The organism is Paenibacillus monticola (genome assembly GCF_009664975.1).
In the GTDB taxonomy this organism is placed as follows: domain Bacteria; phylum Bacillota; class Bacilli; order Paenibacillales; family Paenibacillaceae; genus Paenibacillus_AQ; species Paenibacillus_AQ monticola.
In genome coordinates, this window is the sequence record NZ_WJXB01000013.1 from 121,658 (window position 1) to 137,832 (window position 16,175).

Annotated in this window: 8 protein-coding genes and 1 pseudogene; 5 read left to right on the top strand and 4 right to left on the bottom strand. The window is 48.4% G+C overall.

Features of this window, described 5'->3' with window-relative positions; all coding sequences use genetic code 11:
* The first annotated feature begins 8 nt into the window (after window positions 1-8).
* The 5 genes and pseudogenes from GJB61_RS25425 to GJB61_RS32450 form a co-directional block, all read left to right on the top strand.
* Window positions 9-512 (top strand): flavodoxin family protein, encoded by a 504-nt coding sequence (locus tag GJB61_RS25425; protein ID WP_154121830.1) that lies wholly within the window; start codon window positions 9-11, stop codon window positions 510-512.
* Window positions 509-1,147, top strand: coding sequence for an NADPH-dependent FMN reductase family protein (locus GJB61_RS25430; RefSeq protein WP_154121831.1), 639 nt, complete (start codon window positions 509-511; stop codon window positions 1,145-1,147). The genes GJB61_RS25425 and GJB61_RS25430 overlap by 4 nt, the downstream gene beginning before the upstream one ends.
* A 214-nt stretch (window positions 1,148-1,361) precedes the next feature.
* Complete coding sequence (locus GJB61_RS25435; protein ID WP_154121832.1) at window positions 1,362-3,137, top strand: ABC transporter ATP-binding protein; 1,776 nt, start codon at window positions 1,362-1,364, stop codon at window positions 3,135-3,137.
* A complete protein-coding gene (locus GJB61_RS25440) occupies window positions 3,124-4,899 on the top strand; it encodes an ABC transporter ATP-binding protein (protein WP_154121833.1) in 1,776 nt (591 codons plus the stop codon). The genes GJB61_RS25435 and GJB61_RS25440 overlap by 14 nt, the downstream gene beginning before the upstream one ends.
* Window positions 4,900-5,000: 101 nt before the next feature.
* Window positions 5,001-5,119, top strand: a pseudogene (locus tag GJB61_RS32450) (nitroreductase family protein); the annotation flags it as partial.
* Between the two features lie 36 nt (window positions 5,120-5,155).
* Here the strand turns inward: GJB61_RS32450 and GJB61_RS25445 are convergent.
* The 4 genes from GJB61_RS25445 to GJB61_RS25460 form a co-directional block, all read right to left on the bottom strand.
* A complete protein-coding gene (locus tag GJB61_RS25445) occupies window positions 5,156-8,521 on the bottom strand; it encodes a HEAT repeat domain-containing protein (RefSeq protein ID WP_154121834.1) in 3,366 nt (1,121 codons plus the stop codon).
* A gap of 46 nt (window positions 8,522-8,567) precedes the next feature.
* On the bottom strand, window positions 8,568-9,326 hold the full coding sequence (gene yaaA / locus GJB61_RS25450; protein WP_154121835.1) for a peroxide stress protein YaaA: 759 nt from the start codon (window positions 9,324-9,326) through the stop codon (window positions 8,568-8,570).
* Between the two features lie 486 nt (window positions 9,327-9,812).
* The gene (locus GJB61_RS25455; protein WP_195724476.1) at window positions 9,813-14,708 is read right to left on the bottom strand and encodes an S-layer homology domain-containing protein; all 4,896 of its coding nucleotides are present in this window, start codon (window positions 14,706-14,708) and stop codon (window positions 9,813-9,815) included.
* A gap of 283 nt (window positions 14,709-14,991) precedes the next feature.
* The gene (locus tag GJB61_RS25460) at window positions 14,992-16,158 is read right to left on the bottom strand and encodes a DUF4317 domain-containing protein (RefSeq protein ID WP_154121837.1); all 1,167 of its coding nucleotides are present in this window, start codon (window positions 16,156-16,158) and stop codon (window positions 14,992-14,994) included.
* Between the last annotated feature and the right edge of the window lie 17 nt (window positions 16,159-16,175).

The following is a 16,175-nucleotide window of genomic DNA, read 5'->3' on the forward strand; positions in this document are numbered from 1 at the left end:
AACGAATAATGAAAATAATTGTACATGATTTGCAGCAGCAAGAGTTTGCGGGATGGGTTGATGACCCAAATGCGGAACTAACTGTCCTATCGGACAATGACACCATCCGTCAGTGTATGGGCTGCTTCGGCTGCTGGACCAAAACGCCTGGAGTGTGCGTCATAAAGGACGGCTATCAGAATATAGGGGAGCTTCTCTCGAAGTGTGATGAACTGATTATCATCAGCAAATGTATGTATGGGAGCTACAGTCCCTTTATACTCAATGTGTTAAATAGGAGCATATCCTATATGCTTCCTTATTTCGTCACCAAAAACGGCGAAACTCATCATCGCAACCGTTATGATCATCAGTTCGCGCTATCCGTGCATTTCTATGGCCACGACATCACTGAAGCAGAAATGGGAACTGCAAGAACACTGGTCGCGGCAAATAGTATGAATTTGTATTCTATAGGGAACAAGGTGTATTTCCATAACAGCCTGCAAAACGTCAAGGAGGCCGTACTATGAAAATCGCAATGATCAACGGCAGTCCCAAGCCGGTAAAAAGCAACTCGGCCCTCATGCTCAAAACACTCGATCCGCTTATCAGCACCGGGAATGAACTAACATACTATAATATTAACAAAAGACCGCTTACCATTGAGCAATACTGCGAGTTGTGCCGCATGGATACACTGATTATTGCCTTCCCGCTATATGTTGATGGAATACCGTCACATTTGTTCAGGATGCTTGTTGCCCTTGAGGAATTCATGAGAGTGGAGCGCGAACAGGAGATTTACGTGTATACCATAATCAACAATGGTTTTTTTGAAGGCCGGCAAAATCATATTGCTCTGGAAATCATGAGAAACTGGTGCACACGATGCGGTCTTCATTTCGGGCAAGGACTCGGTCAAGGCGCCGGTGAAATGATGGGCTTTCTGGAGAAGGTCCCCCTCGGCCAAGGCCCGCTTAAGAATTTAGGCAAGGCCATGGAAAGCCTGGCCCATAATATACATTCGCGAAGCATGGATGAATCCATGCTGTTCAGCCCAAACTTCCCACGCTTTGCCTGGAGATTTTCAGCGACACACTCTTTCTGGAATGCCACCGCCAAAAAGAACGGTTTGAAGAAAAAAGATATGTTGAAGAGGCTATAAGTAACCCATAAAAAGCGGCTGACATGTTCCTTTAAACGAACCGTCAACCGCTTTTTTTTTGCGTTAAAAACTGTGACAAGTAACATGAATTCCGCCAGATTATGTAAAGTTCAACCCTATGTAACAAAAATTAAAAACACGGGACTCCACTGACCATTTAATATGGTATAATCGCGTTGTTTGTTGAGTACATAAACAGAAATCAGGTGATCAGATGTTCGAACTAAAGTGGTTATGGCAGAACCTGGAAGGAAACCGGACGCGGTACATTCTCGCGCTTTGCCTCTCAGTAGTGGGTTCTTCGCTCACGATTGTGAATCCGTACATAAGTCAGCGCATTGTCGATACATTCATAGCCGGAGATAACGCGCAGCAGAATCTGACACAAGAACGTGGGCTGTTGATCGCACTCTGCCTGGGTATGATCGGCTTTTCCCTGCTTCGTTCAGGTCTTGCTTATTTGACAATGATGCAGTATGAGCATTCCTCGCAAAATATGCTATACCGCATCCGCATTTATCTGTACAACAAAATCCAGGGACAGGATATGCATTATTACGACCATAACCGTACTGGTGACCTCATGACCAAGATGACAGGCGATCTGGACATGGTTAGGCACTCGATGGCGTGGATTATCAAGACAATCATCGAATCGGCGACGATTTTCATTGCTTCCGTCATTTACTTCTTCACCATTGATGCTGAACTGACACTGTGGCTGCTTATCCTTTCTCCCCCGATTTTTATTGTGGCCTATATCTTTGCGAAGCGCGTCCGCCCGATGTATATCGACCTTCGCGAACGACTGTCACAGCTTAACTCCACCACGCAGGAAAACATCTCTGGCAATCGTATCGTCAAGGCTTTTGCCCGCGAAGAGTACGAGATTGAGAAATTCGCCGACAAAAATGCCAACTACTCCAAAGCAAACAAAACAGCTGCACTCGTCTGGCTCGATTACTTCCCTTATCTGGAAACCTTTGCTCAGGCCTTCAACGTAATTCTGATGATTGCAGGCGGACTCTTTGTCATGAACGGCCGCATCACTTTTGGCGAATTCGCGGCCTTCTCTTCATTAATCTGGGCCGTATCCAACCCTATGCGCAATATCGGCATCATCATTAATGATATTCAACGCTTCTTCGCCAGCTTGGCCAAGATCGTGGATATCTATTATGCCCGCCCCAACATCATCAACGAGCATAAGGCCATCGGCAACCGCCGTTATGAAGGCCGCATAGAATTTGATCATGTTAGCTTCAAATACGACAGTGCGACGGTACTGGACGATGTCAGCTTCAAGGTTGAACCCGGTGAAACCGTGGCTATCATGGGTTCGACAGGATCGGGCAAGACGACAATTGTTAACCTGATCCCACGTTTATACGATGTATTCGAAGGGCATGTATTGGTAGATGGCGTGGATGTACGCCAGCTAGAGCTTGACGAACTTCGCGGAAATATCGGCGTGGCGACCCAAGACGTTCTCTTGTTCTCGGATACGATCGACGGAAACATCTCTTTTGGCGACCCCGATCTCCCGGAAGAGGATACAGTAGAATATGCTCGACTCGCTGACGCGCATGAATTCATCATGAAGATGTCCGAAGGCTATGACACCATTGTAGGGGAACGCGGAGTCGGACTGTCCGGTGGGCAGAAGCAACGTATCGCGCTGGCCCGCTCCATGGCGGTCCGCCGGCCTATCCTGATTCTTGATGACACGACCTCTGCCGTCGATCTTGAGACTGAACAGCATATCCAGAAAAGTCTGCGCGAGCTTGATTTCACCTGTACGAAGATTATCATTGCACAACGCGTATCCACTACCGCGAAAGCTGATCGTATTCTCATCATGGAGGACGGCCGCTTAATCGAGGAGGGTACTCATGCCGAGTTGCTGGCAAAACGGGGTTATTACTACGAGGTATTTATGCTGCAAACCGAGGGCATTGGAAGGCAGGTGATCGCTCATGGCAAGGAATAAATTCGATATTGATGAGAATCTGGAGTCCCCCTTTGACATCAGACATTTCCGGCGCGCGATGGTATATATCAAACAGCAGCAAAAGCCCATGATTATCGCTCTTGTGCTAAGTACCCTTTCGGCGGCGGCGGCACTGTCAGCGCCGCTCATCCTGCAGCATGTCGTCGATGTGACGATTCCTGAGAAAGCCGTCCTTTCACTCTTGGGGTGGTCTGCACTGATGCTGGTAACCATCGTGGTCAGCGTTATATTCGCTACCATCCGCTCACGCATCATGACCCGCGTCGGGCAGGATATTATTTCCGAAATTCGCATGGATCTGTTCAAACATTTGCAGGAGCTGCCGTTCAAATATTACGATGATCGCCCACAGGGCAAGATCCTCATCCGGGTCGTAAACTATGTAAACGCGGTATCGGATGTGTTATCCAACGGCATTATCAACTTTATTCTGGAAATTGTGAATTTGATCTTTATTGCCGCGTTTATGTTTGCCGTCAATGTCCGACTCTCGCTGATCATTCTTGCCGGACTCCCCGTCTTCCTCGGGATTATGCTGATCATCAAGACCCGGCAGCGGCGCGCATGGCAGGCCGTATCCAACAAAAGCTCCAATCTGAATGCCTATATGCAGGAGAGCATCAGCGGCATTGGCGTGACACAAATCTTCTCCCGCGAGCAGCGCAATGAGGGCATCTTCACTGGCCTGGCTGCCAATTTCCGCAAGGAGTGGATAACGGCTGTGCGTTACAACGCCCTTATTCCGTTTACGGTCGATAACTTGGCCACGATTGTCACGTCATTAATTTTCCTGGTTGGCCTATTGGCGCTGGACCCCAAAGATGTGACCTTCGGCGTCATTCTAGCGATGAGCAGCTACGCTGCTCGCTTCTGGCAGCCGATCCTGAATCTGTCGAACCTATACAATAACTTCATCAATGCCGTTTCCTACCTTGAGCGCATCTTCGAAACGCTGGATGAGCCGGTTACCGTCAGCGATATTCCAGGAGCAAAGGAATTACCACCCGTTCAGGGTGATGTGACCTTTGACAACGTGACCTTCGCTTATGATCCGGGGCACAACATCCTGGAGGACCTCTCCTTCGAAATCAAGGCAGGAGAAAGCATTGCCCTGGTAGGACCGACAGGCGCTGGCAAAACAACAGTCGTCAACCTAATTTCACGCTTTTACAACCTTACTGGTGGCAGGATTCTTATCGACGGCCAAGACATCTCGCAGGTTACGCTGAAATCGCTGCGCAGCCAAATGGGGATTATGCTGCAGGACAGCTTTATATTCTCCGGCACCATCCTGGACAATATCCGTTACGGTAGGCTGGATGCTACTAAGGAAGAAATCATCGCTGCCGCGAAGACGGTATGTGCGGATGAATTCATCCGCGAATTTGAGCAGGGTTACATGACGGAGGTCAACGAGCGCGGCTCGAAGCTGTCGCAGGGACAGCGCCAACTCCTTTCGTTTGCACGGACGCTGCTGGCCGACCCGCGCATTCTCATCCTGGATGAAGCCACTTCGTCGATCGATGCTAAAACCGAGCGTCTGCTTCAACAAGGCCTCAATGAACTGCTCAAAGGACGAACTTCATTCATTATCGCGCATCGGCTATCCACCGTGAAGAACTGTGACCGCATCATGTATGTGTCTGACAAAGGCATCGCGGAATGTGGTACACACGATGAGCTTATCGCGCGTCGGGGCTTCTACTATCGACTCTACACAGCACAGAAAATGGAGGCATAGAGTTCCTTTCAAGGCTTAGAAAGATTCTTGGTAACATGACGATCCCCCGATTCCGCTCTGGAATCGGGGGATTTCTATAAATAGAATTACAATCGATATAATGTAAAACATTTGATCCCGAGCGCAAAATATCCGCTGATGATTTTCGATTTATTATGGAAATTGCCCGCCCTCCCCTAGCTCGATGGGAATAGAACCTTGGAACTTTGTTGTAGTCCAAACCCTGCCTTCCTTGTTATCGATAACAAAATCGAACTTAATCTATCGCTGTCCAGATGTTTAGCGCACGCGAGCGGATCATAATATTCGTGTGATTTCTAAATAATCTCAAACGTTCTGAGCACTCCGGACTCCACAATAGAGCACTTCCAGCCACTTCAAGCAAAGAAAGCCCAATAAGCTGAGACTCGTAACCACCTTCGGACACGATCCTATCTACAATTTCTAATAGGGTTTCCGGTTGCCAATACCCTGTGCTGTCTTTTAAATTATGCGCAACCTGCTCATAAGCATCGCCTAGAAGAAATGGCTGAGGTGAAATACAATTCACAATTCTATTTAGATAATCGGCTGTTCCCTCGGCGTTATTCCAATCAATTACTGCTATATACAATTTCATCACTACTTGCTGCAAAGTCTCATCGGTAGCCAGACAATTAATCAGGTTCAGATACAAAGGGTTAAGATTCATACGTGTGTTCCGGGGCAATGACGTCAGTTTGTCTGCAAATTTCAGGAGGCGCTGCCGGTGAGGTACATCTCTCTTGGCATTGGCGTTCCACTCCTCACGGATTGGAGCACTGGCCAGTTCTGTAAACACACCAGCCACCACCTCATTGACCTTGCCGTCGCGGCAGGTTTCAGTGAGCGTGTTCATAGCAGCATTCCATCTGGTGCTGTCTTCCAGATTCGTAATAGCCTGTGCAGCGGCACTGGCAATGACTTCTTCATTGCCATTTGTCCACTGCATCATACAACTGAAAGCATGTCTGCCAACAAGCGTATCCGGATGATTGGAAATTTCGATAATTAATGCTAAATAGCGAGGTCTATAGTCTAACGGAAGTTCATTAGGCTGCTCTGACAATAAACTTTGTGCGATATCACTTTGTGAAGAAGAAGCCATGGAACTCAACATATCCCACCCGCGTTCATCTTCCAAAAACTGTCTCGCCGCATGTCCTATGGCAATGATTACATCCTTGTGTGCATTTGTTCTTCCGAACTCGTTCATCAAGAGCGGAAGGCTGTCACTGCTTTTATAAGCCCCCAGTAACCGGATAGCCTCTTTTCTGACTGTGATTTTCAGTTTGTCCCGGTTTAACAGCTCTTTCAGCATTGAAGTCAAGAGCATCGGATTCACTCTGCGGATGCATCTGGGTATTGAGTACATGGCTACACGGGCCCGGTCTCCATCCAGATACTCCAGCAGAACGGGAAGCGACTTCTCCGGTTCTTCCGTGAGTGAAAGGGCATGAAGTACAGCTTCTACTACAGTTACTTCCTTATCCTGTATAAGCTCCAGCAGCTTATCCGGACCAAGGTCAGGCATACTTGCCATAATCTTAATAACTCTCGAGCGCTCCGCAAGGCTGCGCTTGGCATCGAATGCTATTTTTTCTAATAAGGAGCTTAGAGCTTGTTGCTGACGTGGCAGCCAGCGGTTAAACCCGTCTGCAGCTGGCACAAGATTGATCGTTTTGCCTGATAGGAACCTGCCCTTAATAGCAGCACCTGCAATAAACGGATCTAACCATTCCTGACGCTTCCGGTGCAGATGCAGAAACACTTCATAGATGGTAATAAACGATTTATCCAAAGCCAGTAATTCTTTAACTCTTTCATCCCGCGTGGTGTGAGGGGCAAGCCAATGTCTAGCCGCCCGTACAGCTATAGAATCTGTTTTGGCCCTTGTGGCTTCCTTTAACAGATTTTGAAGCTTTGTGATGCCGTAACCTCTTTTGCCGAATGAATTAGCCAGGCTAATTAGCAGATTGTAGTCTTCTCTTTTGTTAGCCTGCATAACTAATGGATAGATCGTGTCGAAGATAATCTCTGCTATCCCTCGGGGGATGTTCTCCTCTAAGGATGGCAGTGACAGCTGTCCACTCTGTTTGGCTAGTTTCTGGATCGTGTTCAAGGAGAACTTGAAGAGCTCACTGTGTGGATGCTGGGCATTATGCCGCAGAATTGCAAAGGCTAATTGCTGAACGGCAAACTTTGTAGAATGCGAAGAATCTCTGGCCTCAATAACACTGTCTACAAGCAAAGTAAGTTCTTGCAAATTCTCATCCGTAAACACGGATACAGGACTATCCGAAAGCTCTATAAACACTGCACCTCGAACAGGGTCCTGGTCATTTTTGATCCGGCCCAAGAACACTAGAGTCTCATTCATTCCCTGTCTTGATAGAACTGTACTCTTAATCAGCTGCACATGTGCCATTGCGCGTTCGTCTGCACTCGATGCACGTGTGGCTTGTTCCAGCTTCTCTCTTGAATGATGAATAGAACGGCAAGCCGTAATTCTAATTGTTCGATCCCGGTCATCACTGATTTCGCGAAGACCAAGCATCCGAGTGGCTTCCTTGTCACGTAATGCATGCGGTAATACATACAGTAATCTTTCTGGAAAAATGCGTTCTTGGCGTTTATCTTCTTCATACACCGCATCAAAAATCACTTTGCGATGGGAAGGCGCAATATGATGAAGCAATTTCGCTATATGCATAGGGTGATCTGCGAGTAATTTGGCTAACCCGGTCCATTGATCTATGGATAAAAATTTTTTTCTTTTTAGAATTCCCTCCGGAATACCATGAGAGATCAGATCGCTGCGCGACTCCACTCGTATCAGCAGTTGATACACCGCAGCAGGATTTAGGCGAACCAAAATGCCAAGCTGTTCTTTTAACGCAGGATGTATGATGCCCATAGGTCCATGATTCATCGCACATTCCAGCAACAGATCTGACTTATGATTGCATAGAATCTCCATAGCTGAAGAGAATCTCCACCATACATAGCCCTTTTCTCTGAGTGGCGTGCTTTCTAAAGTCGTCTTGAAATACTCTGCAACCGTATCAAGATGCCGGCCAGCTAATTTGTTCCAGTCTCGTATGGCATAGCCGATCTCTGCAAGCCATTGACTAACCATGTCCTTAGAACATGCCGGTAGTATAATGACGGCTTCCTCCGCTCCCCACCGGGCATTCACTACAGGTAACAAACGCTCCGCCAGTTCTTGACGGTTTATATGTGAAACACTGCGCAACAATTTGCGGCGGCAATCATGGGATAAATCGGGGAGCTCACGTTCAATTTCAGCATCTGAAGCCGTTTTAGCCAAAAGCCCCGCTGCCGTATTTCGGATACTTGCCATGGGATGTCGCAGCGCTGCCACAACAACATTAGCATCTTGTGTTACATCAGCACCGACTAGGGCAAGACGCGCTTCATAGACGCCACCCTCCAGTAATGAAGATAGCAGCCCGGAATACTCGATTGAGCCCCTATGATCACGGCCTAGAATCGCTACTTTTTTTATTCGGTCCGAATATCCCAGTGAATCCAGTTCTTTAAGCAGGCTCTTCTTATCCATTGGATCTTTTTGAAAAATCATGTGCCCCCTCCTTCACCTGTTCTTATCTCATCAAGCCCATAATGTATTACTCTATTTTCCCGCGTTTTTGTATAAACACATAGGTACTCTCATCCGACAGCTCTTCAACGAAGCTGTGATCCATTCCAGCAAAGCTTCTGATATCCTCTACGCAGCTAATCTGCCGCTCGGTCATGAAGCGTACCATTTCACCTCTGGCCATCTTGACCTGTGTCCCTTTCTCAACTACCTTGCCGCCGATCTCCTGCCCGAATACAACACTAACCATTCGAACATTCCCGTCCACATATGGGGAGATGCACTTGCTGTATTCCTTGGAGGCTAGATTCAGAATGCAATCGCTCTCCGCGAATAGCTGATCCGCCAGCTTCCTGTTCCAGAATTTATAGAGAGAACCGAAGCCTGGCCCGGCCAGTTTGGCCTGCATCTCCAGTCTGTACGGAACAACCCCGTCGAAGGGCCGGACAATCCCGTAGAACCCGGACAATATCCGCAGATGCTGCTGAAGATACTCCAGTTCCTCCGTTTGAAACACACCAGGCGCCATGTACTGGTATTGAATACCCTCGTAAGCGAAGATGGCCGGTGTCAGATTGCGGGTTAATTCCATAGTCCGAATCCGCTCCACATTCAGCGCGGCGATGGCATCATTGCATTTCCATAGCGATTTGGCTTCTTCATAATTCAGTTTCTTCAATAAGGCTAGAAGAGTCTCAGACTCGCTTAGGAATTGCGGCTTCTGGCGGCAATCCAGGAAATCCGTGTCTGTCTTCATCTTCTTGGCAGGCGATATAATAATTCTCATGCTACTCCCTTTTCTTGCCCCCGTGGGGAAATTAAATGTAATGTAATCTTATCACAACTTCATAATTACAGGCTCCGAATCCCTGCTCCTACCTCTGTTCTTTCTGTAGGGTTTCCCTAATGATTTTTATATCACAGCTATAAAATAAGCTACTAACATTAAATTCTCCGGCATCCAATTTAACCCTTTAATTAAGCGTCTGAACATTTAATGGACTATACGAGATTGGCCGTGACTACTGAGAATATTTGGACTTCCAGCCGCTGTTCTGTTGGGGAATTGCTGTATTTTTTTGTACAAATGTATGCCCTCCTATACTGTACATACAGAGAGCTAAAACTAATATATTATGCGGTCAAGGTACTAGGATCATAATGATGATGACTTTAGTATCAGCGTCTGCTCAGAATATAGCACCAGCGACAGAACAAAAAAAAGCGAATTCAGCTCAATCGCTGAATTCGCTCCTCCGCAATTCCCTACAATCTAATCAATTAGCTCCGACTTCTTCAGTAGTCGTTGAATCAGGACTGCCACTTCCGCACGGGTGACGTTTGCCTTGGCCACCAGCTTATTGCCGCCGCGGCCGCTGATTAGACCAGCCTGGGCTGCGAGCGCCAGACTGCCCTTCGCCCAAGTGCCTACGCTGCCTGCATCTGTAAAGGCAGCAAGTACGCTTGATGCATCCGCTACGTTAGTCTGGCCCGCAAGGCCAGTCAGCTTCATGGCTTTGGCGATGATGTTCATCGCCTGCTCGCGTGTGATTGGGGCATTCGGCTGGAACATCCCGTCCTCAAAACCGGTGATTAGACCGTATTCGGACGCCGTTGCGACTGCTCCGACATACCAGCTATCCGCTGGCACATCCGCAAAGGCCGTCTTGCCTTCCCCAAGCTTCAGTCCCAGACCGCGTACGATGATCGCCGCGAACTCTGCCCGGGTGATATCTGCGTTCGGGCTGAATGTCTGTTCGTTCACTCCGTTAATTACCATACGTGATCCCATATCGTTCACTGCGTCTTTCGCCCAGTGATTCTCCACATCCGCAAAGGTCAGCGGATGCCAGACCACCGAATACACGCTGTTCGTCAGACTGTTAATGTCAGCGTAATATCTGCCGTCCTTTAGAACAAGTTTGGTTGGTACATGCCGAATTGTTCCATCCGGGTCCACGACGATAGCCGTCGTGATCCGGTTCGGGTCAATGCCAGCCGGAAGCGCCACGGTCCGCTCCACATAAGCATTGAACCGGCTCACTTCCACTGTGGATGTGCCGTAAGTAGCATTCACTGTGAAATCCAGTGACGGTGCAACGAGGGTGAAGCCACCGTTGCTAGCAGCACCTGTTACCACCTGGCTCATGGATGCCGAGGTCTCACCGATCGTAATCTTCAGCGTGATATCTTCCAGCTTAAGGCCATTTCCGAGGCTCTCGGCCAACGCTCCGATGTTGATTTCTTTGGCTGGCAAAGTATAGGTTCCTTTGCTTGTCTGCAGCATCAGGGTTGCCGATACATTCTCCATGTTCTTGATCATCTGGCCGTTCAACTCAGCGACGAGGATGTTCGAATCAAGCGTCACTGGAATTGTAACTACCGCCCCATTGCCTTCCGCATCCAGCTTCGCTTGGAGTTTGGCCGGATCTACAGCGATTATAGTTGTCTTCACGTCTCCAGAAGTCGTGGTGGTCGCTTTGCCGGCATTCTCTTCCTTGCCGTTAACAAGGACGATAACATCGGTAACAACGTTCGTATTCGTATTACCGGTTGGGGTTCCGTTATTTGAGTTGCCGCCAGGACTTACCGGATCGGTACCTGGTGTCACTACTGGATTAGCAACTACAACCGCCGTTGTACCGCCGTACTTGACTACCTTACCGTCAGCGTCCACCTCAGCAATTCCAATCGTGTCACCGGTGGCCGCAGAAATGATTCCATCACTGCCCACAAGCGTGTAGCCAGCAACAATGTCTCCCACATTCGGCACAACAGCACTGCCGGAACCAAAGTTCTTATAAAGGAGCTTATGGCCTACCGCTGGAGCAGGCGTAACGGTGATTTGCGTATGACCATCGTTGGCCGTGCCGCTCGGATCACTCGCGCTTACGGTCAAGCCGCTCGCCGGATCAGAGGCATTGGTTGTAAAGATCAACGTGGTTGCCGGTCCAGCTGGCACGGAGCCGCTGGCTGCTACCCGAACCTTAACGGTGTGCTCACCGCTCAAATCCGGCAGATTGGTACCGTCGTACCGTACAAATGGTCCATCATCCATAGATAATTCCATACTGGTATCCAGACCGATGACCGTATTGTTCTGATCGTCAGCTATAACATCTGGAGCTGACGGGATGGCCGCATTTGAATCATGAATGGTAATCTGAGCATCATTAGAAGCGAATGCCGTTGACGTTGCTTTTACCCGGACGTAATAGGTGTCAGGTGGAAGATAAGTTATGGTTGTATCCGCCACGTCTGTCCAAGGGCCGGCACTGCCTTTCTTATACTCCATCTGAACTGTCACATTCTGAATGGTGCCGTCATTAGCTCCGCTGTACGTCACATCCGTAACAGTTACACCGACTGGCGCTGCTAGGCGGGCCGGAATGCTGAGTGTCTGTGCTACGCTGTCTGAAGTTGTAGAGCCATCTCCCTTCTTCATGATGCTGAGCGACGCCCCCAACCAGTTGCTATCTACAATAATTGCACCACTGCTGTCCGCTATTACCGGTGTGCCGTTAATCGTATACGAGCCGTTTGGAAGCAGGTCCGTTAATTGCTCGGCCTCATAGTCAATAACGGCTGCTGGTGTTACTTCCGGCGTTGCCGCGAATGCGGATACCGTCACTTGCACTGATGGTGAGGCGAACTCTGTTAACGTCGCTTTTGTCCGCACATAGTACGCATCCGGAACAAGTCCTGTCACGGTTGTGCCCAGCACATCCGACCATGCACCCGCAGCGCCCTTCTTGTATTCCAGCGCGGTTGTCACATTCGTCAATGTACCATTGTTCGCATGGATCGACGTTTCGTCCGTCGCCGTTACACCCATCGGTGCAACTGGACGGGCCGGAATGCTGAGTGTCTGTGCCGTGCTGTCTGTGGTCGTCGAACCGTCACCCTTCTTCACGATGCTTAGCGACGTACTCAGCCAGTTGCCATCAATCGTGACTTTGCCGCTGCTGTCTGCTGTTACCGGTGTGCCGTTAATCGTATACGAGCCGTTTGGCGTCAAGTCCGTTAATTGCTCAGCCTCATAGTCAATAACAGCTGCAGGTGTTACTTCCGGCGTTGCCGCGAACGCGGATACCGTCATTTGCACCGAAGCTGAGGTGAATGCTGAACCCGTCGCTTTTGTCCGCACATAGTACGCATCCGGAACAAGTCCTGTCACGGTTGTACCCAACACATCCGACCAAGCACCCACTGCGCCTTTCTTATATTCCAGCGCAGTTGTCACATTCGTCAATGTACCATCGTTCGCACTGATTGACGTTTCAGCCGTTGCTGTCACACCAGTCGGCGCCGCCGGACGAGCCGGAATGCTGAGTGCCTGCGCTATACTGTCCGCAGTCGTCGAACCGTTCCCCTTCTTCACGATGCTCAGCGAAGTACCCAGCCAGCTGCCGTCTATCGCCAGCTTACCATCTCCTGCCGCCGATACCGGCGTACCGTTCACCGTGTACGAGCCATTCGGCGTCAGGCCCGTCAACTGCTCGGCCGCATAGTCGATGTCAGCTACTGGTGTAACTTCAGGCGTTGGAGTAAAGAGTGATACGGTTGCCGTCATCGGCGAACCGCTGATCGTGTAACCGTTTGGCGCGTTTACCGCCACCGATACAGTGCCTTCGGTTATGACAGAAGTAAGCGCGATGCTCCAATCTGTTCCAGCGCCGCTCAATGCTCCTTTTACCGCAGAACCTGTACCATTCGTAATCGTGATATCGCCTGCTGTCAGTCCGGCAATCGCGGGTTCGAAGGTCAGATCAATCTTCGTCGAAGTTGTCGTTAAAGATACGCCGTCAGCTACCGCTGATTGCAACGTAATCAGCTCTGGAGTTCCCACATCAAACCGTTTAGCGTTTATTCTGTAATGGGTGTTATCCGTATTATCTTTTTTGACAAAAACAACTCCGTCGCCAAAGGCAGGGAACAACTGGAAGGTTGGATAATATTCAACAGCGTACACCCAATTCTCCTCGTCGTAGCCCTCCAAAGCTACTGGAGCGGAATCCACCGGCTGATCCGATGTATAGACCAGAGTACCGTCATTGTCATAATAATTCAGGTAAGCATATTGAGTTCCCGACCAATCCGTACCATTGTTGTAGGCATCGGTGATCGCGTTAGTGGAAATGGGATCAGTGCTTACTGTTGCAAATCCCGGAATTGCGCCATTTTTATAGGCAGCAGATGAACCGAAGCCCAGATAGCCGTTTACCGTAAAGCTGCCCTGACTCGTTCCAGCTGGATCATACAAAGAAACCGAAGAAATCCCGTTTTTCCAGTTATATTGGCTGAACATGAAATTCCCGTTGTTCAACGCAGACAGAGACAGCTGCTGTTCATCCGTTCTGGGTCCGACGTTAATTGTTTGTAGCAGATCCCCACTGTTGCTGAATATCTTCAGATAAATGTTATCGTCAGAGGCTCCCGAATTGTAAGCAGCCATATATACGCCGTTTCCAGCAGATACATAAGACATACTCGCATTATAGTTTACCAGAAGTGTTTCGGCCGAAAGTGGTGTGCCCGTAGAAGTGAACACGCGTGTAACAGTGCTTATATTGTCGTTTCTTTGCCAGGAAAAGGCCAGATTGCCGTCAGACAGCTCCGTGATGGATACCATACGTGTGAGCGCCGGATTGCTGGCAGCACTATACGTATTAAGTCTAGTCTGTTCGACTACCTTCTGCCCCGACTGGTTGAGTACCATAAAATAAGCATTTGGAGTACTCTCGACAACTGTTCCCACTTGCGAATTATCAATACCGCTATCACTTTTATTGTAAGTAATCAGAATATTTCCGTTACTTAGCGCAAGCATGTTCATTTCAGTGCTTTTGTAATAGGTGTCCAATAAGTTATTTACGGTAACATCACTGATAAGTGTTCCCGCGCTGTCATATACCTGCAAATAATAAGTATAAATATAGGCGCTTCCGTCATAGAAGAATGTGTTCAGCAATACTGCTGTTTTGCCATCCGGAAGGCCTTGAGCGTTGGCAAGATATTTACCCGAGTTGTAATCAACCGTAGGCTGAATGGTAAAGTCCGTTGTTGCATTGAATGAAGGCGCAGCTGCATACGCTCGCAAAGAAATAATGGGCAGCAGTCCAATTACTAATATCAAAGCCAGTCCTATCTTGCCTATCTTTTTCAACATTGCTTGCCTCCTTGTCGAATGACTATTTCCAAATATTGATAGCGTTTCCATAACAACCAGCATTACAGAAGTACTATCTTCTATCCTAGTTTATCGACATTTCATGCAAGAAATTTTACATTTTAGACACGAATTATATGTAATTTTTTTATTTTAATATAACTTTTGTCACTTCTTTATTTATTTTCGATGAATACCCGGCGCTTTCGCATAAAAAATAGCCCTCTCCGTCTATCAGACAGATTGGGCTGCTTCAGCTTGAATTACTATTTTGGCTCCGCGCCTATAACGTCTCTGTACTAAGCGTAAATCCTTCAATCACCGCATCTTCATCAATCTCAATCAGGATGCAGCGTTTCCCTTGATAATTCACTTGCTTCACATACTTCAGATCCTGCGGGCTGATCGAAATTGTGGCCACCTTTGTATCGATCTTGATCGATTTTGAAGTGAATTTAGGCATCACGCTGCCCGCCTTCATCTCATAGTGCTTATCGTCAACAATCGTCTCAAACGCACGTTCCACCTTTTCCATCGTCACATTCTCTACGCCGCTCACCTTCAGCACGCGTTCCATATCCCGGTAATCGAGCTTCGGAGGTTCTTCCTCATCCTCATGGGTTACAATGACCTGATGGATCTCCTCGTACACCTGTGCGAGGATGGCTGCGTCGAGTTGTTCGCCCGTTATTTCCTTCACGATGTCCTCGAAGATCGTTCTCTCTTCGTAGGCCGTCACAGACCTTTCCGCATTCAAAACCTGTTCGATGAAATGCGGATTCGGATTATTCGCGCTCCCCGTGCAATACAGTACGCGGTTCACATCGGAGTAATTGTCCGTCACACTCGGGTAAAAAAACCCCTGCTCAGGCGTGCTTAACTTGATAATCGGATCGACCATAAAATTATACTTAAACTCTCTCTCCACATAATCGAACAAAAGCGTCTTCCGTTGCTGCTCCGTGGAATTCACGCTGCACAGAATGAACGGATGCGCGAACATCTCGTTCTTCTCACTCTCTTCGGCTTCGTCATTCCTGCCCTTGGTCGGCCGGGAGTATTGTCCGCGAACAAATGTGACTACCATATCCTTTTCATACTTGGCATCCACTAACATTTTGTCCACGAGCATCAGCATCAGGTCCTGCCATTCGTCTGGATCACCGGTCACTAGACCTTGGTGCAGCATCACCTGCGACGGCTCCTCCGCTTCCTCCAGAAATTTCAACTCGAACAGCTTCTGATCCAGTTCTCCGGTCAGCAGCTTTCGGAAATTGCCCATGTAGAGATCCTGCTTCTCTCTGTCCAGCATGGCAAACGGCTGACGTTCACAATGATAGACCTCGTTGGTTTCCTTCATAATATACACATTGAGAATATCGTACAGATTCAACAAATCGTGATCCATTTTAAATTGCTTACGTATATGTGCGGCTTCTTTCTTTATCATGGTTCGTGACACAGCTC